Raw genomic sequence first — 22,614 nt, 5'->3', positions numbered from 1 at the left:
GCACCTCGTCGTCGCCCGCACCGACGCCGCGCCGGTGGCGGTCCCGCCGTGCTGAGGCTGGCGGGCCACTGGGTGTGGGACAGCTGGGTCGTCGACGACGGCGAGGACTTCCACCTGTTCTTCCTCAAGGCCGAGCGCTCGGAGGCGGGACCGTCGTCGCGGCACACCCGCGCGATCGTCGGCCACGCCGTCTCCGGTGACCTGGTGACGTGGCGCGAGTGCCCCGACGCGCTCGGCCCGGTCGCGGGCGCGTGGGACGACCTGGCCATCTGGACGGGCTCTGTGGTGCGCGACGACGAGGGCCGGTGGCGGCTGTTCTACACCGCCATCTCCGAGGGCGGCGGGCTCACCGACCAGCGACTGGGACTCGCGGTCTCGGACGACCTCACGACCTGGCACCGGGTCGGCGTCGCTCCCCTGATCGGCATCGACCCGCGCTGGTACAAGACGCACCCGCAGGACGTCGCCGCCAGCGAGACCTGGCGCGACCCCCAGGTCCTCCGCGACCCGGACGGCGACGGGTGGCACATGCTGGTCACCGCCCGCGCCGTGGGGGCGGACCGCAACGACGACGGCGTGGTCGGCCACGCCCGCAGCCGCGACCTGGCGACGTGGGAGGTCTGCTCGCCGCTCAGCCAGCCGGGCAGCGGCTTCGGCCAGCTCGAGGTGATCCAGGTCCGGCAGGTCGACGGGCAGTGGTTGCTGGTCTTCACCTGCCACCCCGACGAGCAGACCGACGAGCACCGGGCCCGCTTCGGGGACTTCTGCACCTGGTCGGTGCCGGGCGGCTCGGCACTCGGTCCGTGGGACGTGGCCGCGGCCCGACCGTTCACGGCGGCGCCCACCCTCTTCGCCGCCCCGCTCGTGCAGCGGCGCGACGGCTCGTGGTGCCTCATCGGCTTCCTCAACCGCGAGCCCGAGGGCATCGACGCGATGGAGATCATCGATCCCATCGTCGTGCACCTCGAGGACGGCTACCTCGTGGCGGACGAGCAGGGCTGAGCCGACCTGCGCTCAGGCTCGCAGCCCGAGCCGGATCGCCCCGACGATCTCGAAGCCCGCCGCGCGGGCCTCGTCGCTCATCGTGACGCCGTTGATGAAGGGGTGCACCAGCGCGGTGTGGCGGCGCAGGGTGACCGGCACGCCGGCGTCGCGCAGCGCCCGGGCGTAGGCCTCGCCCTCGTCGCGCAGCGGGTCGAACCCGGCCACCACGACGTACGCCGGCGGCAGGCCCGCGAGGTCGTCGGCCAGCAGCGGCGAGGCTCGCGGGTCGCTGCGGTCGGTGTCGGGCCCGAGGTAGTGGTCCTCGTACCAGTCCATCTCGCCGTCGGTGAGGAAGAAGCCGTCGCCGTACGTCTCGCGGGACGCGGTGCGACGGCTGAAGTCGACGCCCGGCACGACGAGCACCTGGAGGTCGGGCACGTCGTCGGTGCCGCGGAGCTGCTGGCAGGCCACGGCGGAGAGGTTGCCGCCGGCCGAGTCGCCGGCGACGGCGAGGCGGGAGCCGTCGTACCCCCACCGCTCGCCGTGGCGGCGGGCCCAGCGGACCGCGTGCACGGCGTCCTCCACCGCGGCGGGGAACGGGTGCTCGGGCGCGAGCCGGTAGTCGACCGACAGCACGGCCACCCGGCCGTGGCGGCACAGGAAGCGGGTGACGGCGTCGTGGCTCTCCACGCTGCCGAGCACCCAGCCGCCGCCGTGGAGGAACACGACCACGGGCGGCGGGCCGTCGAAGCCGCCCGGCTCGTCGGCGGGGAGGTAGAGGCGGGCCGGGACCGCGACCTCGCCCGGCTCGTCGAGGGTCACGTCGTGGACGGCGCCGACCTCGATGGTGGGCCCGGTGAAGGTCCACGACTCCTTCTCGAGCAGCGCCCGGGCGGCGGGCACGTCGAGCTGGTCGTACGACGTCTTGCCGGTCAGCGCCAGCGCCCGCAGGGCCAGGGCGAACTGCGGGCTGAGCCGCTGGCCCTCGCTGGTGACGCCGCTGCCGGCAAGCAGCGACTGGAGCCGGGCCGGGCTGGCCGAGGCCACCCGGTTGACGGCCCGCTCGAGGCGGTCGCGGCGGGTGGGCCGCACGGCGCCCACGTCAGTGCGCCACGCCGTACAGGCGGTCTCCTGCGTCACCGAGGCCGGGGACGATGTAGCCCTTCTCGTTCAGGCGCTCGTCCATGGCGGCGGTCACGACGGTGACCGGGACGTCGAGCCCCTCGAGGCCCTTCTCCAGGGCGGCGACGCCCTCGGGGGCGACCAGCAGGCAGATGCAGGTGATGTCGTCGGCGCCGCGGTCGGTGAGGAAGCGGATGGCTGCGGCGAGGGTGCCGCCGGTGGCCAGCATCGGGTCGAGGACGTAGCACTGGCGACCGGACAGGTCCTCCGGGAGGCGCTCGGCGTACGTCGACGCAGCCAGCGTCTCCTCGTTGCGGATCATCCCGAGGAAGCCCACCTCGGCGGTCGGGAGCAGCCGCATCATCCCGTCGAGCATCCCGAGCCCGGCGCGCAGGATCGGCACGACGAGCGGCTTCGGCGTGGCGAGCTTGACCCCGGTCGCCGCGGCCACGGGCGTCTGGATGGTGTGCTCGTTGACGCGGACCTCGCGGGTCGCCTCGTAGGCCAGCAGCGTCACCAGCTCGTCGGTCAGCCGGCGGAAGGTCGGGGAGTCCGTGGTCTCGTCCCGCAGCGTCGTGAGCTTGTGGGACACCAGCGGGTGGTCGACGACGTGGGTGCGCATGGCGCAAACCCTAGTGGGCGCGGGCGTGAACAGGGTTGGCGGCGGGTCGCCTTTCTGCGACGCTGGAGGCTCGGCGGGGACGGAGCACGGGAAGGGGTCTCCATGTCTGAGCAGTCGGACGGAGTCGACTTCGCGCTCGCTGCCTTCCGCGACGACGGGGAGTGGCTGCTCCAGGAGATCGCGTCGCCCGCGTACTACTCGGTCGACTCCCTGTCGCACGCGCTGCGACGCCTGCCCGGCGATGCCGGTGCCGTCGGCATGGTCGCGGTCGACGAGGACTTCTTCGTGCTGGTCCGGGTCGACGGCTCGTCCACCCGGGTGCTGCTGTCCGACGTGACCGCCGCCGAGGAGTGGGAGCTGGCCCGGTCGGCCCTCGACGTCCTGGGCCTGCCCCCGCTCGACGACGAGGACGAGCCGGCGCCCGCGGGCGACCTCGAGCTGCTGGGTGACCTCGGGATGCACGCCGTGGACCTCGCCGTGCTCCTCGACGACGTCGACCTCTACCCCGACGAGATGCTCTCCGAGGTCGCCCGCCGCCTCGGCTTCGGCGAGCTCTTCGACGACGTCGTCGGGTTCACGTCTGCATGAGCCCTGCCGCTCCCCCGGTGTGGGACACCGCGATGCGCCTCGCCCTCGACGAGGCCCGGGCCGCCGGGACGACCGGCGACGTGCCGATCGGCGCAGTCGTCCTCGACCCCTCCGGTGACGTCCTCGCCCGCGGCCACAACGTCCGCGAGGCCGAGGGCGACCCCACCGGCCACGCCGAGGTCGTGGCCCTGCGCGCCGCAGCCCGTGCCCTCGGCGAGTGGCGGCTCACCGGCTGCACCCTGGTCGTCACGCTCGAGCCGTGCACCATGTGCGCCGGCGCGGCCGTGCTGTCGCGGGTCGACCGCGTCGTCTTCGGTGCGTACGACGACAAGGCCGGCGCCGCGGGGTCGCTGTGGGACGTGGTGCGCGACCGGCGACTCAACCACCGGCCCGAGGTCGTCGCCGGCGTGCTGGCCGCCGAGTCGACCTCCCTGCTGGACGCGTTCTTCACCGGGCAGAGGTCGATTTAGCGCCGCGTGCGACGTCCGGTAATCTCTCCGGCGGTGGCGTGTCCGAGCGGCCGAAGGTGCATCACTCGAAATGATGTGTGGGGTCAAACCCACCGTGGGTTCAAATCCCACCGCCACCGCCATGTGATCTCGCAAGAGACAGCAAAGATCCGAACCCCCAGTGGGGGTTCGGATCTTTCGCATTTCTGGGTTGGTAGTCGCGGCCTGTGTCGATGGTGAGCAAGCGGAAGAACGCGCCGCGTACGTTCAGCCCGGTGGTTCGACTCCCTCGACCGCTGGCCGATGAGGTTGACGTGCGAGGTGCACAACTTCTTCGACTGCTCTCGCGTCGTACAGGGGCTACCGCCCTGATACCCGCTCCCACGGAGGCACCATGCGAACGACCACGACCGCTCTTGCCGCACTGGGCGGCCTGTTGATGCCACTGGCGGCTGTCGGGGCGATGGCAGTGATGTCCCCGGCACAGGCGGCCGATGAGACCTGTGATGGTCGCCCGGCCACGATCGTCGTGGCGGCCGACCCCACGTCCTACCGGACCGACCCCGTGGTGGGCACCCCCGGAGACGACGTGATCCTAGGAACGTCGGGGGCTGACACGATCGACGGCGCGGGTGGCAACGACATCATCTGCGGGTTCGCGAGTGAGGACCACATCACGGGCGGGACAGGCGACGACCGCCTCTTCGGGGGCCTCGACCGGCACTACGAGGGCGACGACTCCCCGTACGTGGGGGACCTGCTCGTGCCTGGTCCCGGCGATGACCATGTCGACCTCGGCGTCGACCTAGACTCCCTCAAGTTGTGCGACTGCTACACCTACATGACCCCAGACCGGGTCTCCTACGCCGACTCGACGACCGGAGTGAAGGTCGACCTCGCCACCGGCCTGGCGACCGGAGAGGGCCGCGACAGCATCGTGGGAGACGGTCACTTCGGTGTCATCGGGTCAGCATTCGACGACCACCTCATCGGCACCGATGGGCCCAACGACATCGAGGCCGGAGTCGGGGCAGACACGGTGGACGCCGGTGCCGGGGACGACTGGGTGTACCTCGACGCACCCCCGGTCAGGCGCGAGCTCAACGGCACCACGACCGACAGCACCCCACTCGCTGATGACGGCGACACCCTCGACGCGGGCGAGGGAGACGATCGCATCGCCTTCACCGGCGGCGACCGCATCGACAGTGGCTCGGGGGACGATGAGGTGCGCGGCAAGAGCAACGCACGGCTGTCTGTCAGCAGCGGCAAGGGGCGCGACTCGATCCTCTTGGCCGGGACCGGGTCCATGGCAGTACGCGCAGGCGCCGACAAGGACATCATCCGCGCCGCATACACCCGACAGGGACGCCACGTCCTCGACGGCGGCAGCGGCAGTCGCGACAGCCTGCGCTTGAGAATCGCCCCGTCCGTCCCTGCAGGGGCCATCACCATCAACCTGCCCCAGCGTCGTATCAGCGTCGCCGGGCACAAGCCCACCGTGCGACTTGCTGGACTGGAGTCATTCGATGTGGTCGGGAAGGGACGGAAGACGTCGGGCCTCACCTTCATCGGCAGCAACCGTGCCGACCACTTCGGCGCATTGGACGCCACCTTCCCGGTCCACGCAGACGGGCGCGGCGGAGACGACTTCTTGTTCAGCGGCTACGGCAAGGACGTCCTCGACGGCGGCCCCGGACACGACACCCTCAACGCTCGTTACGGCCGAGACCGATGCCTGAACGGTGAGAAGGTCACGGACTGCGAGGCGCGACGCTAGAGCCAGGAGGTGGACCGCCGCCATTGCTCAGCACTGGACTCTGACTGTGATGTCTCAGGACATCCGCAAGGCCCGGACCCACGGACGTGGGTCCGGGCCTGTCCTGTCCGGGGAGCACCGCTCCGGCCCGCCGACTCGCGGGTGCCACGATGTCGCCATGCGCGCTGTCGTCCTGGATGCCGTCCGAGCCCGACCCGAGGTCCGGGAGGTGCCCGACCCCGTCGCCCCGGCGGGCGGGGTGGTGGTGCGGGTGATGGCCACCGGGATGTGCCGCAGCGACTGGCACGCCTGGGCCGGCCACGACGACATCGCCTTTCCCCACGTGCCGGGCCACGAGCTGGCCGGGGTCGTCGAGCAGGTCGGGCAGGACGTCCGCCACTGGCAGGTCGGGGACCGTGTGACGGTGCCCTTCGTCTGCGGCTGCGGCCGGTGCGAGTGGTGCCGGGCCGGTGAGGCGCAGGTCTGCCCCGACCAGCAGCAACCGGGCTTCACGCACTGGGGCTCCTTCGCCGAGCTCGTCGCCCTCCACGCGGCCGACACCAACCTGGTGGCCGTCCCGGAGGAGGTGGACTTCGCCACCGCAGCGGGCCTGGGGTGCCGCTTCGCCACGGCCTACCGGGCCCTCGGCGCGCGGGCCCGCCTGCGGGAGGGCGAGTGGGTGAGCGTGGTCGGGGCCGGCGGCGTCGGTCTCAGCGCGGTCATGATCGCCCGCGCGCTCGGGGCGCGGGTGGTGGCCGTGGACCGCAACCCCGAGGCCCTCGAGGCAGCCACCGCGCTGGGCGCCGACCACGTCGTCCTGGCCGACGGGGTCGACGTGCCGTCCGTGGTGGCCGACCTGACCGGCGGTGGCAGCCACGTCGCCGTCGACGCGGTCGGCAGCGAGCAGACGAGCGCGGACGCGATCCTCGGCCTGCGGCGCCGCGGACGCCACGTCCAGGTCGGGCTGCTGCCCCCGGTGGACGGGCACCCCCGGGTGCCGATGGCGCGCGTCATCGCCTGGGAGCTGGACCTGCTCGGCAGCCACGGCATGTCGGCGGTCGACTACCCGGAGATGCTCGGGCTGATCCGCAGCGGCGCCCTCGCTCCGCAGCGACTCGTCGAGCGCACCGTGGGCCTCGAGGCGGCGGCGGCGCTGCTGCCCGGCTTCGACACCGCGACCGTGGCCGGCATGACGATCATCGACCCGACGCGCTGAGTCGACCCCGAAGGACTACGAGGAGGCCGCCCCGGGCGACGTACGGCGCCGGGCCCGGACGACGACGTCGTGCAACGGCGCCTCCCGCCCCTCGATCGTCCGACTGCGCTCCTCGGCGGAGACGACCTCCCACGCCTCCGGGTCGAGGCAGCCGACGACGCTCGCCGCGGTGACAGTGGCGTGCGCGGGCGGCTGGCCGTCCTCGGCGCCGTCCCCGGCGTCGTGACCGTGACCGTGCCCCTGTCCGTGCGCGTGGCCGTGGTCGCCGCCCGGGTCCTGGAGGTGGCCGACGACGAGCAACGTCCCGCCCGGCGCGACCCACCCGGCGATCCGCTCGTAGAACGCCAGCTGGGGCATCGCGGGGTGCGCGTAGTGGGTGGTGACCAGGTCGAAGGCACCCACCGGCTCCCACGTGCCCAGGTCCGCCCGCCGCCAGTCGATGCGGTCCGCCGCCGGGCTCGAGGCCGCCCGCCCGGTCGCCCGCGCCAGCACCTCGGCCGAGATGTCGGCCGCCGTGACCTGCCAGCCGCGCTCGGCGAGCCAGATCGCCTCGGCGCCCTCGCCGCAGCCGGCGTCCAGGGCCGTGCCGGGCACGAGGCCCTCGGTCCCGGTGGCCAGGTAGGGGTTGGCGGGAACCTGTCGGTGCCCGTCACGTGCACCCACCTCGCGCCAGTGGTCCTCCCAGTAGTCCGCGTCGAACCCGTGCGTCATCGTGCCTCCGTGCGTCCGGCCCGGCCGGCGTCCGGTGCGCGGTCGGGTCCTCGGTCGCCAGCCTGCGGCGTACGGCTCCGATCCGCACACGATCTTGCCGAATGGCAAACTGCGCCCATGGACGACCGCACCCTCGACGCCGTCGGGCCGCGTCTCAAGCGGCTGCGCCAGCAACGCGACCTCACCCTCACGTCCCTGTCCGCCGATACCGGGATCTCCACCAGCACCCTGTCCCGCCTCGAGGCCGGGCTGCGACGGCCCACCCTGGAGCAGCTGCTCCCCCTGGCCCGGGCCCACGGCGTCACCCTCGACGAGCTCGTCGACGCGCCGCCGACCGGCAACCCCCGCATCAACCTGCGCCCGATCGCGGTCGGCGACGGGTCGACGGTCATCCCGCTCACCCGACGACCCGGTGGCATCCAGGCCTACAAGTTCGTCCTGCCCGCCGGGCGCGACGACGCCGAGCCGGAGCTGCGCACCCACGAGGGCCACGACTGGGTCTACGTCCTCGACGGGACGCTGCGCCTCGTCCTGGGCGAGCACGACCTGGTGCTGGTCGCGGGCGAGGCCGCCGAGTTCGACACCCGGACGCCGCACTGGTTCGGCGCGACCGCCGCCGGGCCGGTCGAGTTCCTCAGCCTGATCGGCCGGCAGGGCGAGCGGGCGCACGTGCGGGCCGCCCCCGCGGGGCGCTCCGGCCTCAGTGGGTGAGCTTGAGGCCGACCACGCAGCCGACGAGCCCGACGATCAGCAGCACCTTCACCAGGCTGGCGGACTCGGCGCCGGTGGCCATCCCGAAGCCCACCGTCAGCGCCGCCCCGATCCCGACCCACACGGCGTACGCCGTCCCGATCGGCAGGGTGCGCATCGCGAACGCCAGCCCGCCCATGCTCAGCACCAGACCCACGACGAACACCAGTGACGGGACGGGGCGGGTGAAACCCTCGGAGCGTCCGAGCGCCACGGCCCAGACGGCTTCCAGCACCCCGGACACGATGAGCACGATCCACGCCATGACGACCTCCAGGAGGCCGTCTTGTCGCTGTCCGGGTACGGCTCCCTCGTCCGGCGAGCCGGGTCGGCTCACCGCCGATGCTACCCACGCGACGCCCCTCCCGAGGAATAGCGGCCCGCCGGCAGGGGTTGGCGCACCATGACCGACGAGCATGCTCGAGCGACCATCGGCCTCACCGGGCTGGCGACCATGGGGCGCAACCTGGCCCGCAACATCGCCCGCAACGGCCACACCATCGCGGTGCACAACCGCACGACCGCGCGCACGACCGCGCTCCTCGACGAGTTCGGCGACGAGGGCGACTTCGTCGCCAGCGAGTCGCTGGAGGAGCTGGTGAATGCCATTGCCCGACCGCGCGCGATCGTCGTGATGGTCAAGGCCGGCGAGGCCACCGACGCCGTGATCGACGAGCTCGTGCCGCTGCTGGACGAGGACGACATCGTCGTGGACGCCGGCAACGCGCACTTCGTCGACACCGTCCGGCGCCAGGAGGCGCTGGCCGAGCACGGCCTGCACTTCGTCGGCATGGGTGTCTCCGGCGGCGAGGAGGGCGCCCTCCACGGACCCTCGATCATGGTCGGCGGCTCGGAGCACGCCTACGAACGCCTCCGCCCGGTGGTCGAGTCGATCGCGGCCGTCGTCGACGGCACCCCCTGCTGCGCCCACGTCGGCCCCGACGGTGCGGGTCACTTCGTGAAGATGGTGCACAACGGCATCGAGTACGCCGACATGCAGCTCATCGCCGAGTCCTACGACCTGCTGCGCTCGGTGCTCGGCCTCGAACCCGCGCAGGTTGCCGACATCTTCGAGGAGTGGAACGGCGGCGACCTGGAGTCGTTCCTCATCGAGATGACCGCGGACGTCCTGCGCCACACCGACGCGGCGACGGGCGAGCCGTTCGTCGACGTGGTGCGCGATGCCGCCGAGCAGAAGGGCACCGGTCGGTGGACCGTGCAGAACGCGCTCGAGCTGGGCGTCCCGGTCACCGGCATCGCCGAGGCGACCTTCGCCCGGTCGCTCTCCGGCCACACCGAGCAGCGGGCGGCGGCCCGCGCGGTCTTCAGCACCGACCCCGAGGCGCAGCGGGTCGAGGTCGACCGCCACACGTTCGTCGACCAGGTCCGGGCGGCGCTCTACGCCTCCAAGGTGGTCGCCTACGCCCAGGGGTTCGACCAGATCGCGGCCGGCGCCGAGGCGCACGGCTGGGACATCGACCTCGGGGAGGTCGCCACCATCTGGCGCGGCGGCTGCATCATCCGCGCTCAGTTCCTCGACCGGATCAAGGAGGCGTACGCCGACGAGCCCGACCTGACCACGCTGCTCACCACGGCGTACTTCGCCGACGCCGTCAAGGACGGTGTCGACGCCTGGCGTGAGGTGGTCGCGACGGCGGTGCGCGGCGGCGTACCCACTCCCGCGTTCTCCTCGTCGCTGGCCTACTTCGACGGGCTGCGCCGCGACCGGCTGCCGGCGGCGCTCATCCAGGCGCTGCGCGACAACTTCGGGGCGCACACCTACGAGCGCGTCGACCGCGAGGGCACGTTCCACACCCGCTGGGCCGAGGACGGGCGACCCGAGGAGTCCTCCGGCTGAGCCGACGCGCTTCCGTCAGCCGAACGTGATGACCTGGCGGATGGCTCGCCCCTCGGCGAGCTCGTCCATGCCGGCGTTGATCTCGTCGAGGGCGATGTGCGACGACACGAGGTGCTCGACCGGCAGACGCCCGGCCCGCCAGAGGTCGGCGAAGACGGGGATGTCCCGGCTCGGGACGGCCGACCCGAGGTAGCTGCCGATGATGGTGCGCCCCTGGGCGACCAGGGCGAGCGGCGAGACGGTCGCCGTGTCGTCGGGTGCGGGCAGCCCGACCGTGACCGTGCGACCGCCGGGAGCGGTCAGGTCGATCGCCGCCTCGAAGGCGCGGGCGCGACCGACGCACTCGATGACGACCTCGGCCTTCACGCCCTGCTCGACCGCCTGGTCGGGGGTGAGCGCGTCGTGGGCGCCGAGGCGGCGGGCGGCCTCGAGCTTGTCCGGCAGGGTGTCGATGCCGACGACACGTACGCCGTCCTGGGCCAGCGCGGTGAGCACCGCGGCCATGCCGACACCGCCGAGGCCGACCACGGCGACCGTCTGCCCCGGTGTCGGCCGGCCGGCGTTGAGGACCGCCCCGCCACCGGTGAGGACCGCGCACCCGAGGACCGCGGCCACCTCCGCGGGCACGTCGTCGTCGACCGCCACGACCGAGGTCTCGTGGACCACCGCGTGGTCGGCGAAGCCGGAGACGCCGAGGTGGTGGAAGACGTCCGCGCCGTCGCGGTGCAGGCGCTGCGCGTCGCCGATGAGGTGACCGGCGTTGTTGGCGGCACTGCCCGGGATGCAGGGCGCGAGCCCGTCGGTGGCGCAGGCACTGCACTCGCCGCAGCGCGGCAGGAAGGTCATCACCACGCGCTGCCCGACCGCGACGGTCGTACCGGGTCCTGCCTCGACGACCCGGCCCGCCGCCTCGTGGCCCAGCAGCATCGGCACCGGCCTCACCCGGTTGCCGTCGACGACCGACAGGTCGGAGTGGCAGAGGCCGGCGGCCTCGACCTGCACCAGCAGCTCGCCGGGCCCGGGCGGGTCCAGCTCGAGCTCGCCGATGGTGATCGGACGGGAGTCGGCGTAGGGGCGCGGGGCGCCGATCGACTCGAGGACGGCACCGCGGATCAGCATGTGCCCACTGTGCCGCACCCCTCCCCGGAGGCGCGTGTCAGTCCAGCACGATCAGCGGGTCGCCCTCCTGGACGACGTCGCCGGGGGTGACCCTGATGGCGGTGACGGTGCCCGCGCGCTCGGCGAGGACGGGGATCTCCATCTTCATCGACTCGAGGAGGATGACGGTGTCGCCCTGGGCGATGGTGTCGCCGACCTCGCAGGACACCACAAGGACGTTGGCCACCATCTCGGCGAGGATCTCGGTGGACTGGGAGCGGGCCATGGAGGCGACGCTAGCCGTTACTGGGGCGTAGTCAGAGTTCCGCGAGCCGCGAGGGCTCGGGACGGTGCGCCTCGGCCTCCTCCGCGCGACGCCCGCGCCGGCCGCGCGGGCCGGTGAGTGCCAGATCCGTGCGCACGACGAGGTAGCCGAGCAGCAGGCCCGGGACGAGCGAGTACGCCGCCTGCAGGCCGGCCTCGAGGAAGCTGCCCTCCGGGTCGAGCAGCCCCTGCGCCAGCGGGATCGTGGCCGTCACGCCGAAGGCGCAGACCCACCAGCCCTGGCGGCGCCGGGCGCGCATGTGGGTGCCCCAGACCAGCGCGGGGATGCCGAGCAGCACCACGAGCGGACGCGGGAAGGCCCCGATCCGCTCGGTGGTCCAGTCGACGAACTCGAGCGCGCTCTGCACGACCGACCCCGCGCCGTACCTCCGCAGCAGCTCGGCGTAGGCGAGGGTGAGGACCAGCAGGACGGCGCCGACGAGGACCGCGACCAGGCCGCGACGACCGAGGCCGTGGAGGCCGGCGCCGAGACGGTAGACGAGACCGAAGACGAGCACCAGCCCCAGCAGCAACGAGGCGTAGTCGAAGCGCGGGACCGTGACCGTCGGCTCGAGGCCGACGGCCGCGAGGGCCGTGATGCCGGAGATCACGGTCGCGATGAGGACCTCGCGGCACGCGCGCAGGTAGGTGGCGGCCGGGACGGTGAGCATGACCGCCAGCACGCCGCCGGTGACGACGGTGAGGACGGCGGCACCGGTGCGCAGCATCGCCGTGTCGACCACGACCGCCGAGCCACCGATCGCGAGCGCGAGCACCGCGGTGACCCAGGGCCGGCCGCCGGTCCGCACCGCGAGCGCCCACGACAACACGGTGGCCACCGCGACGGCACCGACGCCGTCGAGCCATTCCGGACCCACGCCCAGTGCGGCGGCGACCAGCGCGGCCACGCCGGCGACGACCACCACGGCGGCGGTGAGCCACAGCAGCGCCTGGACCCGCGGCGAGACGCCGAGCCCGGACTCGGGTGGTGGAGCCGGCTCGGCTTCGGTCGGTGTGGTGCTGGTCGGCTCGGCCTCGGCCGGTGTGGACCTGATCGACTCAGCCTCGGTCGGTGGGGTCCCGGTCGGCGCGGGATCCGGCTGCTCCGTGGGCCGGTCCGGCGGGGAGGCCGACCCGGGGCCGGTGGTGTGGGCGGCCCCCGCCTCGGGGTGCGACGACCGACCACGCCGCCACCGTGACGGCGGCCTGTCGGCGATGCGGCGGCCCTTGGCGGGGCCCCGAGAGGGGGAGGACACGGCCCGAAGGCTACAGGCGGCCGGGGCGTGGGACGCCGCTGGGAGACTGTCGCCATGGGACCGGACGGGACGGCGGCGGGCTTCTGCGGGATCGTGCTCGCGGGCGGTACGGCGGCGCGCATGGACGGCATCGACAAGGCCGGGCTCGAGCTCGGGGGGCGCACCCTGCTGGAGTGGACCATCGACGCCTTCCTCGACGCCGACGAGGTCGTCGTGGTCGGTCCCCCGTCAGTGCCGACCACGCGTCCGGTGACCTTCACCCGGGAGGACCCGCCGAAGGGCGGGCCCGTGGCCGGCCTCCTCACCGGTGTCGACGCGCTGCTCCGCGCCCCGGCCGTCGTCGGCGTGCTGGCCGTCGACATGCCGCACGTGACGACGTCCACGATGCGTCGCCTGCGGGAGGCGGCCGCCGGTCACGACGGCGCCTTCCTCATGGACGCCGACGGACGCCGACAGCTGGCCGGGGTGGTGTCGGCCTCCCGCCTGGCCGCCGTGCGCCCCGACCCGGAGCGCCAGCACGGGATGTCGCTGCGGGCGCTGCTCGCGGACCTGGACCTCGCGTCCGTGCCGGCCGACGGCACCGAGGCGCGCGACGTGGACACTTGGGCGGACTGGCGCGACCTGCAGGACTAGGCCGCCTCCGGAGAGGCACTTGCACGCCCGATCCCTGCGGGTGGAGATTGAGTGTGTGAACCTCCACGACTGGATCGATGAGCTGTGCGACGTGCTCGACGTCGAGACCGAGGTCGACGAGGGCCTGATCCTCGACCTGGCACGCGCAGCGGCCAAGAACGTGCAGAAGACGTCGGCGCCCATCACGGCCTACCTCCTCGGCGTGGCGGTGGGCTCCCGGGACGCCGACCCCGAGGAGACGGAGCGGCTGGCGGCGCTCGCCCAGGGCCTGGCCGAGCGCTGGGAGCGGCCGGCCGGGGCGCCGGACCCCGACGACATCGACGACGAGGTCCCCGACGACTCCGCCGTCGACCACACCGGCGAGGACTTCGAGGAGGAGTAGCCCGGGCTCCCCGCTCGACGGGCCGGCCTCGACGGGCTGGCATGGTGGTCCCATGCGAGCCGTGATCGCCTCCGGTACCGGAGGTCCCGAGGTCCTGTCCGTGGGCGAGGTGCCCGACCCGACGCCGGGGCCCGGCGAGGTGCTGGTGGCGGTGGCCGCCACGGCGGTCAACCGGGCCGACACCCTGCAGCGGCAGGGCTTCTACCCGCCGCCCCCGGGCGCCTCGGACGTCATCGGCCTCGAGTGCAGCGGCACGATCTCCGCGCTCGGCGACGACGTCGAGGGGTGGGCGGTCGGCGACCAGGTCTGCGCGCTGCTCGCCGGTGGTGGCTACGCGTCGTACGTCGTGGTGCCGGCCGGGCAGCTGATGCCGGTGCCCGCGGGGGTCTCCCTCGTCGAGGCCGCCGCACTCCCCGAGGTCGCGTGCACTGTGTGGTCCAACGTCTTCATGGTCGCTGGTCTCCAGCCCGGTGAGCGGTTCCTGGTGCACGGCGGCTCGGGCGGCATCGGCACCATGGCCATCCAGCTCGCGACCGCGCTCTCCGCCAAGGTCTTCGCCACCGCCGGCAGCGCCGAGAAGCTCGCGGCCTGCGCGGAGCTGGGGGCCGACGTGACGATCAACTACAGCGAGGAGGACTTCGTCGAGGTGGTGAAGGCCGACGGGGGTGCGGACGTCATCCTGGACAACATGGGCGCGAAGTACCTCGGCCGCAACGTCGACGCGCTCGCCACCGAGGGCCGGCTCGTCATCATCGGGATGCAGGGCGGGTCAAAGGGGGAGCTCGACATCAACGCCCTGCTGCGCAAGCGCGGCGCCGTGATCGCCACCTCGCTGCGCTCCCGCCCGGCCGACGACAAGGCCGCCATCTGCGCGTCGGTGGTGGAGAACGTGTGGCCGCTCGTCGCCGACGGCACCGTGCGGCCGATCGTGCACACGACGATGCCGCTCGAGGACGTCGCCGCCGCGCACGCGCTGATGGAGTCCAGCGACCACATCGGGAAGATCGTCCTGACGCTCTGAGGCCTGTCGCGACCCCCGTGCCCGGGGCCTTGCCTGCGCAGGTGCGCAGCTCTGGCCACCGCGAGCGGGTCCTTGCCTGCGCGGGCGCGCAGCTCTGACGGCCGGGCCCAGGGCCTTCCCTGTGCAGGTGCGCAGCTCTGACGGCCGGGCCCGGGGCCTTCCCTGCGCAGGTGCGCAGGGAGAGCCGTCCGGCGGGGCGCGATTCCTGCGCAGCCGCGCAGGGAACACGATCGGACGCCTCCCCAGAGCTGCGCAGGTGCGCAGGGAACGCGGCGCGATGCCTCCCCAGAGCTGCGCACCCGCGCAACCCACTCCGCGGGGAGGCCCATCGCCCCGCGGCTAGGGTGGCTCGCATGAGTGAGCAGCAGCAGCCCGGCCCGGACGGCACGGTCGCCGACCACAGCGACGAGGAGCAGGTCGTGGTCGTCGGACCCGACGGGCGCCCGGTCGGGACGATCCCGGTCAGTGCTCTGCCCACGCTCGACGAGCACCGCGACGCCGAGGACGAAGCCGGCGAGGGCGCGCGACACATCACCGAGCTGGTCGAGCAGCCGGCCAAGGTGATGCGGATCGGCTCGATGATCCGACAGCTCCTCGAGGAGGTGAAGGCCGCGCCCCTCGACGAGGCCAGCCGCAACCGCCTCAAGGAGATCCACCAGGCCTCCATCAAGGAGCTCGAGGCCGGGTTGGCCCCCGAGCTGGTCGAGGAGCTGGATCGCCTGACGCTCCCCTTCACCGAGGAGGGCACCCCCTCGGAGGGCGAGCTGCGGATCGCGCAGGCGCAGCTGGTGGGCTGGCTCGAGGGGCTCTTCCACGGCATCCAGACCGCGATCTACGCCCAGCAGATGGCGGCCCGCAGCCAGCTCGAGCAGATGCGCAAGGCCCTCCCGCCCGGCATGCACGCCGAGGGCCACGGCCCGTCGCAGCCGCAGGGCATGCCGACCATGCCGACAGGTGAGCCGCAGGCGCCGGGCGAGTCCGGCGGGATGTACCTCTGAGGGACGGCTACCTGTCGTCGGTCGTGCGCCGTTGCGACCACCGGGCGCGCAGCGCGCGGAACACGAAGAACCCCAGGAAGGCCAGGCCGAGCACGCCGAGGACCAGGCGACCCGTCCGCCACTGGTCATAGGTCAGCCCGACGCTGTCGGACGCCGCGGCGGGGCCGGCCGTGAGGGCCAGCGAGCCGCCCAGCAGGGAGACCACCAGCAGCGCCCCGGCCAGTGCCCGGGAGAGGGGTGTCACGCCCGGCGACCCAGCCGCCCGACGACGACGAGCCCGAGCAGTCCGACGAGGACCAGCGCGCCACCCGGGGCGGCGAGCCGCGCGAGCGACGCGGGCGGGGAGTCCTCGACCAGGGTGCGGGTCGCGGTCGGCGGCGGAGGCGGCTGCACGGCCTGCCCGGTGCCGAGGATGCCCTCGATCTGGGCGACCCGGTCCGCGTCGAGGCGGCCGGTCCCGTCGCAGCTGTTGGCGACGTACGGCGGGGCGTCGCCGCGCACGATGAAGAGGAGGTCGGTGCCGACCTCGGGCTCGCCGATGCCGCACGCGGTCGTCTGGGTGGCCGTCGTGACGGTCGTGCTGCGCTCCACCGTGCCCTTGTAGGCGCGGGTCGCCGTGACGGCCATCTCGAGCTGCTGGTCACCCCGGGTGACCCCGTCGACGGTGCCGATGAAGACGGCGTCCGCCCGGGAGGTCTGTCGCTCGGCGTCGGCGGGCTGGCAGGTGCACGCGGCGGCCGACGCCTGCACGGAGAGCACGAGGCCGCCGACCACGAACACGCAGGCCAGCAGGGCGCGCAGCACCCGGGGCAGCGCGGACGGGAGGCGGATGGACATGCGCGTCACCCTACCGAGAGGCCGAACACCCGATCGAGCACGGTGGCGACGCCGTCGTCGTCGTGGTGGGGGGCCGTGTGGTCGGCCAGCTCGATGACGGAGGGGTGCGCGTTGGCCATGGCGTACGACGTCCCGGCCCACTCGAGCAGGGGCAGGTCGTTGGGCATGTCCCCGAAGGCGATCACGTCCTGGGGCCCGGCCCCGAGCTCGGCCGCCAGGCTCGCCAGCGTGGAGGCCTTGGTGACCCCCGCTGCGCTGATCTCGACCAGGGTGCCGACCGACGACCAGGTCGGGACGACCCGCTGGCCGACGACCTCCTCGACGCGCCGCCAGTAGTCCTCGGGGCCGATCTCCTCGTGGCGGGCCAGCAGCTTGACCACCGTGTCGTCGGCGATCTCCTCCAGGGTCCCGGACGGCACGTCGGGCGCCGCGTTGACCTTGAGCCGCGGCATGAAGTCGTGCTCGCGGGCGAAGCCGGTGGTCTTCTCGAGGGCGAAGGTCGACCCCGGGATCGCGCTCCGGATCGCGGCCCCGACGTCGAGGAGGACGTCCGCCGGGATGGTGCGGGCCGTGCGGACGGCGCGCTGCGCGACGTCGTACACGATGCCGCCGTTGCTGCAGATCGCGAGCCCGTGGCCCCCGACCTCCTCCCACAGCGCCTCCATCCAGCGGATGGGGCGACCGGTGGTGAACACGACGGGGACGCCGAGGTCGTCGAGGGCGGTCAGGACGGCGCGGGTGCGCGCCGTGACGGTGCCGTCGGTGTGAAGCAGGGTGCCGTCGAGGTCGGTGGCGACCAGGCGGGGTTTCGAGGCTCGCTCCGCTCGCACCTCAACCACCGAGGACCTCCGCTCGCACCTCAACCACCGGAAGGGAACCAGCGGCCGATCTCCACCGCGGCCCCGTCCTCGTACACGGTGTCGGTGACATGGTCGGCGACGTCGCGGACCTCCTCGACGGACTGGCCCATGGCGACGCCGCGGCCGGCCCAGCGGAGCATCTCGATGTCGTTGCGGCCGTCGCCGATGGCGAGCACGTCGCGCGCGTGGACGCCGAGCTCGTCGGCGACGTGCTGGAGCCCGGAAGCCTTGTGGACGCCCTGCGGGGAGAGGTCGAGCCAGGCCGTCCAGCCGACGACGTAGCCGATGGAGTGCAGCCCCAGGGTGTCGGCCAGCCTGACGAAGTCGTCGGCGCTGGCGTTGGGGTCGCGGATGATCACACGGCTGACCGGGTGCCCGACGATGTCGTCGAGGTCGGTGAGGATCATCTCGCCGGAGAGCTCGCCCTCGGGGAAGTGCCGGTTGACCCGGTAGCCGACACCGCGCTCCTCGACCGCGACCAGCGCGTCGGGGTGGAGCTCCAGCACGGCAGCGACCGCCGGGGCGGCGTCGAAGGTCTCCTCGTGGACGACGTCCACGGGCGGGTAGCGGAAGACCACGGCCCCGTTGGACGCCACGATCCACAACGGGTCCTGGTCACCCTCGTGGATGTCGAGGAGGTCGGCGACCCGGGTCATGCCGTGCGGCGAGCGGCCGCTGGCCAGCACGATGTGGGCGCCGGCCGCCCGGGCGCGCTGGACCGCGTCGTACACCGCGGGCGCGATCTGCTCGTAGGTCTGCCCGGACCCCTCGACCCAGGCGAGCAGCGTGCCGTCGATGTCGAGGGCGACCAGCTGCGGCTGCCACTGCGTCACCCGATCGGCTCCATGACCTCGAGGCCGCCGAGGTAGGGCCGCAGCGCCTCGGGCACCGTGACCGACCCGTCGGCGTTCTGGTGGGTCTCGAGGATCGCGACGATGGTGCGGGTGATGGCGGTGAGCGTGCCGTTGAGGGTGGCGACCGGCTTGATGTCGCCGTCGACGCGCTGGCGGGTGTCGAGCCGGCGGGTCTGGAAGTCGGTGCAGTTGGACGTCGAGGTCAGCTCGCGGAACTTGCCCTGGGTGGGGATCCACACTTCGCAGTCGAACTTGCGGATCGCCGAGAGCCCCAGGTCCCCGGCGGCGACGTCGATCACGCGGTAGGCGAGCCCCAGCTTGTCGAGGAACTCCTTCTCCCACGCGAGCAGCCGGTCGTGCTCGGCGTACGACTCCTCGAGCGTCGTGTAGACGAACATCTCGACCTTGTCGAACCAGTGGACGCGGATGATCCCCTTGGTGTCCTTGCCGTGCGAGCCGGCCTCCTTGCGGAAGCACGGGCTGAACGCGGCGTACCGCAGCGGAAGCGACGCGCCGTCGAGGATCTCGTCGGAGTGGTACGCCGCCATGGCGACCTCGCTGGTGCCCACGAGGTACATGTCCTCGCCCTCGATGCGGTAGACGTCGTCGGCGGCCTGGCCGAGGAAGCCGGTGCCCTCCATGGCGCGCGGCTTGACCAGCGACGGGGCGATCACCTGGGTGAAGCCGGCCTCGCGGGCCTGGTCCATCGCCATGCTGACAAGCGCGAGCTCAAGGCGCGCGCCGATGCCGGTGAGGAAGTAGAAGCGCGAGCCGGACACCTTGGCACCGCGCTCGAGGTCGATGGCGCCGAGGATCCTGCCGAGCTCGATGTGGTCACGGGGCTCGAAGTCGAACTCGCGCGGCGTGCCGACGTGCTCGAGGGTGGCGAAGTTGTCCTCGCCCCCGGCCGGGGCCTCGTCTGCCGCGACGTTGGGGATCGAGCGCAGGGCCTCGTCCCACTCCTGCTCGGCCGCCGTCTGGGCGGCCTCGAGCTCCTTGACGGCGGTCGCGACGTCCTTGACCCGGGCGAGCAGCGCCTGCTTGTCATCCCCCTGCGCCTGGGCGACCTGCTTGCCCATCGCCTTCTGCTCGGCGCGCTTCTGCTCGTACGCCGTGATCGCGCTGCGACGGGCCTCGTCGGCGGACAGGGCCCGGTCGACCACGTCGGCGGAGAGTCCGCGCTTGGCCTGGGCGGCACGCACGCGGTCGGGGTCGTCTCGGAGCAGTCGGGGATCAATCACGGTGCAAGGCTATCGGCTGGTCCCCTGCATACTGGCGTCCGTGCTCGACCGTCCCCGCCACGTGCCCCTGCTCTGGTCAGCCGGCTTCTTCGCCGCCTTCGCCGTCCTCGCGTGGATGGTGGCCCAGCAGGACCGCTCCCCCCTCGACGCCCTCGACACCTGGGGCCGCGAGGCGGAGGACTGGGCCGACGACCACGAGCACCTGCTGACCTTCCTCGGCCTCGTCGAGCACGCCTTCAGCACCATCGGCATGACCGTCCTGACCGTGCTGCTCGCCGGCGCCCTGCTCTACAGCAAGCACCGCCGGGCCGCAGTGTTCACCGTGCTCGTGATGGTCACGACGTCGCTGATCACCACGGTGGTCAAGCTCAACCTCGCCCGCTCCCGCCCGGAGTGGCAGGCGTCGGCGGACTTCCTGGAGACCAAGTCGTTCCCGTCGGGCCACGCCTCGTCGGTGACCGCGTTCGCCGCGATCCTCGCCGTGCTCGCCCTGATGCTGGTGCGCCGCTCGGGCCTGCGGCGCTGGGCGTACGCCGGGTGCGTGCTGCTCGTCCTCGTCACCTGGGCCGACCGGGTGATGCTCGGGCGGCACTACCCCACGGACGTGATCGGCGGCTCGTTGCTCGGCATCGCGGTGACCCTCTTCTTCATCGGGGTGTACAACCCGCTGCCGCGCGGCCACGCCGTCAAGGAGGAGCCGCTGCCCGAGGTCTTCGTCAGCGAGCGCCGGCTCGCGGTGGTCCTCAACCCGATCAAGGTCGAGGACCCCGGGGCGTTCCGCGCGATGGTGGACGCGATGGCCGCCGAGTCGGGCTGGTCGGAGCCGACCTGGCACTACACGACCATCGAGGACCCGGGCACCGGCATGGCCGAGAAGGCCGCGGTGGACGGCACCGACCTGGTGCTGGTCTGCGGTGGCGACGGCACCGTCCGCGAGGTGTGCGCCGAGCTGGCCGGCACCGGCATCCCGGTCGGCATCGTCCCGGCCGGCACCGGCAACCTGCTGGCCCGCAACCTCGACATCCCCCTCTACATCCGCTCCGCGATCGACGTCGCCCTCAACGGCCAGGACCGGGCCATCGACCTGGTGGACGTCAGCGGTGACGGGATCGAGGACACCCACTTCATGGTGATGGCCGGGATGGGCTTCGACGCCGCCCTGATGGAGGGCGTCAACGACGACATCAAGGCCCGGGTCGGGTGGCTCGCCTACGTGGTCTCCGGATTGCGGTCCCTGATGTTCCCGGCCGTGAAGGTCGAGATCCAGATCGACGACGAGGAGCCCACCGTCCACCGCGCCCGCACCGTGGTGGTCGGCAACGTCGGCCACCTCCAGGCGGGCATGCCCCTGCTGCCGGACGCGTCGATCGACGACGGCCTGCTCGACGTGGTGATCCTGCACCCGCAGCGGTTCGTGTCCTGGATCCCGCTCGCCGTGCGCGTGCTGTCCCGGGCGACCAAGACCGACGAGCTGATCAACCGGATGACCGGCCAGCGGGTCGTCCTCCGGGCCTCGTCCGACATCCCGCGCCAGCTCGACGGGGACTCCATCGGCGCCGGCCGCGAGCTGCGGATGTCGTGCGTCCACGGGCGGCTGCTGGTGCGCGTCCCGCGCTGAGGTTCCGCGACCCATCTGGGGTGGTCCGTGACGAACGGACCCCTGTCCGTGCGATCCCGGGGTCCGTTCGTCACGGACTACCCCAGGAATGTCACCCGCGGGCGTGCGAGATGGCCTCGTCCTCCTCCGGCGACAGCTGCTGCTCGCAGGTCCAGCCGGTGATGTTCTTGGCGTAGGTGCGCGCCTCGCTGCGCCCGTGGATCGAGGTCAGCACGACCCCGTGGCCGGCGTCGTCGAGCAGGGCCAGGCTCCAGCTGAGGTGCCCACCGACGTCGCCGAACGCGTCGTACCGGACCACCGAGAGGTGTCGCAGCGCGTCGCCGGCCTCCACCTTGAGCGCCGCGACCTCCTGCCGCAGCCCGTGGACGTCCTCGGGCAGGGCGTCGGCCTGCGGTCGGGCGCCCGCGGCCGACGTACGACGCAGCGCGACGACGGCGAGGACGAAGGCGAGGAGGGCGAGCACGAGGGCGACGGAGGCGAGGATCCACACGGGGCCGACCCTATGGCGGTCGCTGAGACGAGCCGGTCGCGACACGGTCGCGCGTGCCAGACTCCGAGCCGTGACGTCCAGCGCCTCCCCAGTGCCTCCGAGCCCGGGCGCCCGGCGCATCGCCTACCAGGGCGAGCCGGGGGCCAACTCCCACCTGGTCTGCCAGCAGGCCTACCCGGACTGGGATGCCGTCCCCTGCGCCTCCTTCGAGGACGCGTTCGCGGCCGTGGAGGGCGGGGACGCCGACCTGGCGATGATCCCGATCGACAACTCGATCGCCGGGCGGGTGGCCGACATCCACCACTTCCTGCCGACCAGCAGCCTGCACATCGTGGGCGAGCGGTTCCTGCGCATCCAGTTCTCGCTGATGGCGACGCCGGGAGCCGACGTGACCGGGTTGCGGACCGTGCACAGCCACGTGCACGCCCTGGGCCAGTGCCGCGGCGTGATCCGCGAGCTCGGGCTGACCCCGATCGTCTCCGGCGACACGGCGGGCGCGGCCCGCGAGGTGGCCGAGGCCGCCGACCCGACGCAGGCCGCGATCGCGCCGCCGCTGGCCGCCGAGATCTACGGCCTCGAGGTCCTGCGGGACGAGATCGAGGACGAGGACCACAACACGACGCGCTTCATCGTGCTGTCCCGCGACTACGACGAGGCACCGCGCGGCAACGGGCCGATCGTCACGACGTTCATCTTCAACGTCCGCAACCTGCCGGCCGCGCTCTACAAGGCGCTGGGTGGCTTCGCCACCAACGGCGTCAACATGACCAAGCTGGAGAGCTACATGGTCGGCGGGCACTTCACCGCCACCCAGTTCCTGGCCGAGGTCGACGGGCACCCCGACGACCCGCCGGTGCGCAACGCTCTCGAGGAGCTGACGTTCTTCACCACCGAGGTCAAGGTGCTCGGCGTCTACCCCGCCGACGCCTTCCGGGCCGAGTAG

General features: G+C 72.8%; 26 protein-coding genes, 1 tRNA gene and 1 riboswitch. Of the genes, 14 read left to right on the top strand and 13 right to left on the bottom strand.

Translation table 11 applies throughout. From position 1 onward, the window contains the following. Nucleotides 1-48 precede the first annotated feature (48 nt). Nucleotides 49-1,002: a glycoside hydrolase family protein gene (locus DAE25_RS11430; protein WP_107766302.1), complete on the top strand. Its 954-nt coding sequence runs from the start codon at nucleotides 49-51 to the stop codon at nucleotides 1,000-1,002. 12 nt (nucleotides 1,003-1,014) lie between these two features. Here the strand turns inward: DAE25_RS11430 and DAE25_RS11425 are convergent, their stop codons facing one another. Both DAE25_RS11425 and upp read right to left on the bottom strand, forming a co-directional pair. After that, the gene (locus tag DAE25_RS11425; protein WP_159083688.1) at nucleotides 1,015-2,076 is read right to left on the bottom strand and encodes an alpha/beta hydrolase; all 1,062 of its coding nucleotides are present in this window, start codon (nucleotides 2,074-2,076) and stop codon (nucleotides 1,015-1,017) included. Nucleotides 2,077-2,086: 10 nt separating this feature from the next. Next, on the bottom strand, nucleotides 2,087-2,728 hold the full coding sequence (upp, locus tag DAE25_RS11420) for a uracil phosphoribosyltransferase (RefSeq protein ID WP_056888107.1): 642 nt from the start codon (nucleotides 2,726-2,728) through the stop codon (nucleotides 2,087-2,089). A gap of 102 nt (nucleotides 2,729-2,830) precedes the next feature. On the opposite strand from upp, the gene DAE25_RS11415 reads away from it, so the two are divergent. The 5 genes from DAE25_RS11415 to DAE25_RS11395 all read left to right on the top strand — a co-directional run bounded on the left by DAE25_RS11415 (nucleotide 2,831) and on the right by DAE25_RS11395 (nucleotide 6,740). Continuing rightward, nucleotides 2,831-3,316: a tRNA adenosine deaminase-associated protein gene (locus tag DAE25_RS11415; protein ID WP_107766300.1), complete on the top strand. Its 486-nt coding sequence runs from the start codon at nucleotides 2,831-2,833 to the stop codon at nucleotides 3,314-3,316. Further along, a complete protein-coding gene (locus DAE25_RS11410; protein ID WP_107766299.1) occupies nucleotides 3,313-3,786 on the top strand; it encodes a nucleoside deaminase in 474 nt (157 codons plus the stop codon). Before DAE25_RS11415 ends, DAE25_RS11410 begins: the two co-directional genes overlap by 4 nt. Nucleotides 3,787-3,818: 32 nt before the next feature. Then, nucleotides 3,819-3,908 (top strand) — tRNA-Ser (locus DAE25_RS11405). Nucleotides 3,909-4,159: 251 nt separating this feature from the next. After that, a complete protein-coding gene (locus DAE25_RS11400) occupies nucleotides 4,160-5,545 on the top strand; it encodes a calcium-binding protein (protein WP_159083687.1) in 1,386 nt (461 codons plus the stop codon). 157 nt (nucleotides 5,546-5,702) lie between these two features. Further along, entirely contained in the window at nucleotides 5,703-6,740 is a 1,038-nt protein-coding gene (locus tag DAE25_RS11395; protein ID WP_107766297.1) for a zinc-dependent alcohol dehydrogenase family protein, read from the top strand. Between the two features lie 15 nt (nucleotides 6,741-6,755). Here DAE25_RS11395 and DAE25_RS11390 read toward each other — a convergent pair whose 3' ends face one another. Then, complete coding sequence (locus DAE25_RS11390; protein WP_107766296.1) at nucleotides 6,756-7,451, bottom strand: class I SAM-dependent methyltransferase; 696 nt, start codon at nucleotides 7,449-7,451, stop codon at nucleotides 6,756-6,758. Nucleotides 7,452-7,568: 117 nt separating this feature from the next. Between DAE25_RS11390 and DAE25_RS11385 the strand changes: the two genes are divergently transcribed. Further along, nucleotides 7,569-8,162 (top strand): helix-turn-helix domain-containing protein, encoded by a 594-nt coding sequence (locus DAE25_RS11385; RefSeq protein ID WP_107766295.1) that lies wholly within the window; start codon nucleotides 7,569-7,571, stop codon nucleotides 8,160-8,162. Here DAE25_RS11385 and DAE25_RS11380 read toward each other — a convergent pair. Beyond that, nucleotides 8,152-8,466, bottom strand: coding sequence for a DMT family transporter (locus tag DAE25_RS11380; protein ID WP_107766294.1), 315 nt, complete (start codon nucleotides 8,464-8,466; stop codon nucleotides 8,152-8,154). The genes DAE25_RS11385 and DAE25_RS11380 overlap by 11 nt on opposite strands. Before the next feature lie 10 nt (nucleotides 8,467-8,476). Next, a riboswitch (guanidine-III (ykkC-III) riboswitch) is annotated at nucleotides 8,477-8,541 on the bottom strand. A 63-nt stretch (nucleotides 8,542-8,604) separates the two neighbouring features. Here DAE25_RS11380 and gndA point away from each other — a divergent pair. Then, nucleotides 8,605-10,059, top strand: coding sequence for an NADP-dependent phosphogluconate dehydrogenase (gndA, locus tag DAE25_RS11375; protein WP_107766293.1), 1,455 nt, complete (start codon nucleotides 8,605-8,607; stop codon nucleotides 10,057-10,059). Between the two features lie 15 nt (nucleotides 10,060-10,074). On the opposite strand, the gene DAE25_RS11370 is transcribed toward gndA, so the two are convergent. Genes DAE25_RS11370 through DAE25_RS23155 form a run of 3 tightly spaced genes read right to left on the bottom strand, consistent with a single transcriptional unit; the run spans nucleotide 10,075 to nucleotide 12,737 of the window. After that, entirely contained in the window at nucleotides 10,075-11,178 is a 1,104-nt protein-coding gene (locus DAE25_RS11370; RefSeq protein ID WP_107766292.1) for a zinc-binding dehydrogenase, read from the bottom strand. Nucleotides 11,179-11,215: 37 nt separating this feature from the next. Then, nucleotides 11,216-11,443: a biotin/lipoyl-binding carrier protein gene (locus tag DAE25_RS11365; RefSeq protein WP_107766291.1), complete on the bottom strand. Its 228-nt coding sequence runs from the start codon at nucleotides 11,441-11,443 to the stop codon at nucleotides 11,216-11,218. A gap of 31 nt (nucleotides 11,444-11,474) precedes the next feature. Beyond that, complete coding sequence (locus DAE25_RS23155) at nucleotides 11,475-12,737, bottom strand: hypothetical protein (RefSeq protein WP_159083686.1); 1,263 nt, start codon at nucleotides 12,735-12,737, stop codon at nucleotides 11,475-11,477. A 54-nt stretch (nucleotides 12,738-12,791) separates the two neighbouring features. Here DAE25_RS23155 and mobA point away from each other — a divergent pair, with 54 nt between their 5' ends. The 4 genes from mobA (at nucleotide 12,792) to DAE25_RS11340 (ending at nucleotide 15,771) form a co-directional block, all read left to right on the top strand. Next, the gene (mobA, locus tag DAE25_RS11355; protein WP_107766374.1) at nucleotides 12,792-13,370 is read left to right on the top strand and encodes a molybdenum cofactor guanylyltransferase; all 579 of its coding nucleotides are present in this window, start codon (nucleotides 12,792-12,794) and stop codon (nucleotides 13,368-13,370) included. A gap of 55 nt (nucleotides 13,371-13,425) precedes the next feature. Further along, nucleotides 13,426-13,752, top strand: coding sequence for a DUF6457 domain-containing protein (locus tag DAE25_RS11350; protein WP_107766290.1), 327 nt, complete (start codon nucleotides 13,426-13,428; stop codon nucleotides 13,750-13,752). A 52-nt stretch (nucleotides 13,753-13,804) separates the two neighbouring features. After that, the gene (locus DAE25_RS11345) at nucleotides 13,805-14,773 is read left to right on the top strand and encodes an NAD(P)H-quinone oxidoreductase (protein ID WP_107766289.1); all 969 of its coding nucleotides are present in this window, start codon (nucleotides 13,805-13,807) and stop codon (nucleotides 14,771-14,773) included. Between the two features lie 353 nt (nucleotides 14,774-15,126). Continuing rightward, the gene (locus DAE25_RS11340) at nucleotides 15,127-15,771 is read left to right on the top strand and encodes a bacterial proteasome activator family protein (RefSeq protein WP_107766288.1); all 645 of its coding nucleotides are present in this window, start codon (nucleotides 15,127-15,129) and stop codon (nucleotides 15,769-15,771) included. 7 nt (nucleotides 15,772-15,778) lie between these two features. Here the strand turns inward: DAE25_RS11340 and DAE25_RS11335 are convergent, their stop codons facing one another. From DAE25_RS11335 to serS, 5 genes are read right to left on the bottom strand one after another with little or no spacing between them, the layout of a single operon-like run. Beyond that, nucleotides 15,779-16,015 (bottom strand): hypothetical protein, encoded by a 237-nt coding sequence (locus tag DAE25_RS11335; protein WP_107766287.1) that lies wholly within the window; start codon nucleotides 16,013-16,015, stop codon nucleotides 15,779-15,781. Next, nucleotides 16,012-16,608, bottom strand: coding sequence for a hypothetical protein (locus DAE25_RS11330; RefSeq protein ID WP_107766286.1), 597 nt, complete (start codon nucleotides 16,606-16,608; stop codon nucleotides 16,012-16,014). The genes DAE25_RS11335 and DAE25_RS11330 overlap by 4 nt, the downstream gene beginning before the upstream one ends. A gap of 5 nt (nucleotides 16,609-16,613) precedes the next feature. Beyond that, nucleotides 16,614-17,447: an HAD family hydrolase gene (locus tag DAE25_RS11325; RefSeq protein WP_234410984.1), complete on the bottom strand. Its 834-nt coding sequence runs from the start codon at nucleotides 17,445-17,447 to the stop codon at nucleotides 16,614-16,616. 20 nt (nucleotides 17,448-17,467) lie between these two features. Beyond that, entirely contained in the window at nucleotides 17,468-18,301 is an 834-nt protein-coding gene (locus DAE25_RS11320) for an HAD family hydrolase (RefSeq protein WP_107766284.1), read from the bottom strand. Beyond that, a complete protein-coding gene (serS, locus tag DAE25_RS11315) occupies nucleotides 18,298-19,563 on the bottom strand; it encodes a serine--tRNA ligase (protein ID WP_107766283.1) in 1,266 nt (421 codons plus the stop codon). The genes DAE25_RS11320 and serS overlap by 4 nt, the downstream gene beginning before the upstream one ends. A gap of 40 nt (nucleotides 19,564-19,603) precedes the next feature. On the opposite strand from serS, the gene DAE25_RS11310 reads away from it, so the two are divergent. Continuing rightward, on the top strand, nucleotides 19,604-21,181 hold the full coding sequence (locus tag DAE25_RS11310; RefSeq protein WP_234410983.1) for a YegS/Rv2252/BmrU family lipid kinase: 1,578 nt from the start codon (nucleotides 19,604-19,606) through the stop codon (nucleotides 21,179-21,181). 91 nt (nucleotides 21,182-21,272) lie between these two features. On the opposite strand, the gene DAE25_RS11305 is transcribed toward DAE25_RS11310, so the two are convergent. Beyond that, nucleotides 21,273-21,671, bottom strand: coding sequence for a DUF4446 family protein (locus tag DAE25_RS11305; RefSeq protein WP_234410982.1), 399 nt, complete (start codon nucleotides 21,669-21,671; stop codon nucleotides 21,273-21,275). 70 nt (nucleotides 21,672-21,741) lie between these two features. Between DAE25_RS11305 and DAE25_RS11300 the strand changes: the two genes are divergently transcribed. Further along, nucleotides 21,742-22,614, top strand: a complete 873-nt coding sequence (locus DAE25_RS11300; RefSeq protein WP_234410981.1) for a prephenate dehydratase — start codon at nucleotides 21,742-21,744, stop codon at nucleotides 22,612-22,614.

Origin of the sequence: Nocardioides terrigena (assembly GCF_003047265.1) — a bacterium.
GTDB lineage: Bacteria > Actinomycetota > Actinomycetes > Propionibacteriales > Nocardioidaceae > Nocardioides > Nocardioides terrigena.
Note: the sequence above shows the minus strand (reverse complement) of the source record. Positions and strands in the feature narration are given on the sequence as shown.

Bases quoted from the DNA above. Each gene is read 5' to 3' on its own strand.
- upp (WP_056888107.1), bottom strand. From the start codon at position 2,728: ATGCGCACCCACGTCGTCGACCACCCGCTGGTGTCCCACAAGCTCACG.
- DAE25_RS11415 (WP_107766300.1), top strand. From the start codon at position 2,831: ATGTCTGAGCAGTCGGACGGAGTCGACTTCGCGCTCGCTGCCTTCCGC.
- DAE25_RS11410 (WP_107766299.1), top strand. From the start codon at position 3,313: ATGAGCCCTGCCGCTCCCCCGGTGTGGGACACCGCGATGCGCCTCGCC.
- DAE25_RS11400 (WP_159083687.1), top strand. From the start codon at position 4,160: ATGCGAACGACCACGACCGCTCTTGCCGCACTGGGCGGCCTGTTGATG.
- DAE25_RS11395 (WP_107766297.1), top strand. From the start codon at position 5,703: ATGCGCGCTGTCGTCCTGGATGCCGTCCGAGCCCGACCCGAGGTCCGG.
- DAE25_RS11390 (WP_107766296.1), bottom strand. From the start codon at position 7,451: ATGACGCACGGGTTCGACGCGGACTACTGGGAGGACCACTGGCGCGAG.
- DAE25_RS11385 (WP_107766295.1), top strand. From the start codon at position 7,569: ATGGACGACCGCACCCTCGACGCCGTCGGGCCGCGTCTCAAGCGGCTG.
- DAE25_RS11380 (WP_107766294.1), bottom strand. From the start codon at position 8,466: ATGGCGTGGATCGTGCTCATCGTGTCCGGGGTGCTGGAAGCCGTCTGG.
- gndA (WP_107766293.1), top strand. From the start codon at position 8,605: ATGACCGACGAGCATGCTCGAGCGACCATCGGCCTCACCGGGCTGGCG.
- DAE25_RS11370 (WP_107766292.1), bottom strand. From the start codon at position 11,178: ATGCTGATCCGCGGTGCCGTCCTCGAGTCGATCGGCGCCCCGCGCCCC.
- DAE25_RS11365 (WP_107766291.1), bottom strand. From the start codon at position 11,443: ATGGCCCGCTCCCAGTCCACCGAGATCCTCGCCGAGATGGTGGCCAAC.
- mobA (WP_107766374.1), top strand. From the start codon at position 12,792: ATGGGACCGGACGGGACGGCGGCGGGCTTCTGCGGGATCGTGCTCGCG.
- DAE25_RS11345 (WP_107766289.1), top strand. From the start codon at position 13,805: ATGCGAGCCGTGATCGCCTCCGGTACCGGAGGTCCCGAGGTCCTGTCC.
- DAE25_RS11340 (WP_107766288.1), top strand. From the start codon at position 15,127: ATGAGTGAGCAGCAGCAGCCCGGCCCGGACGGCACGGTCGCCGACCAC.
- DAE25_RS11330 (WP_107766286.1), bottom strand. From the start codon at position 16,608: ATGTCCATCCGCCTCCCGTCCGCGCTGCCCCGGGTGCTGCGCGCCCTG.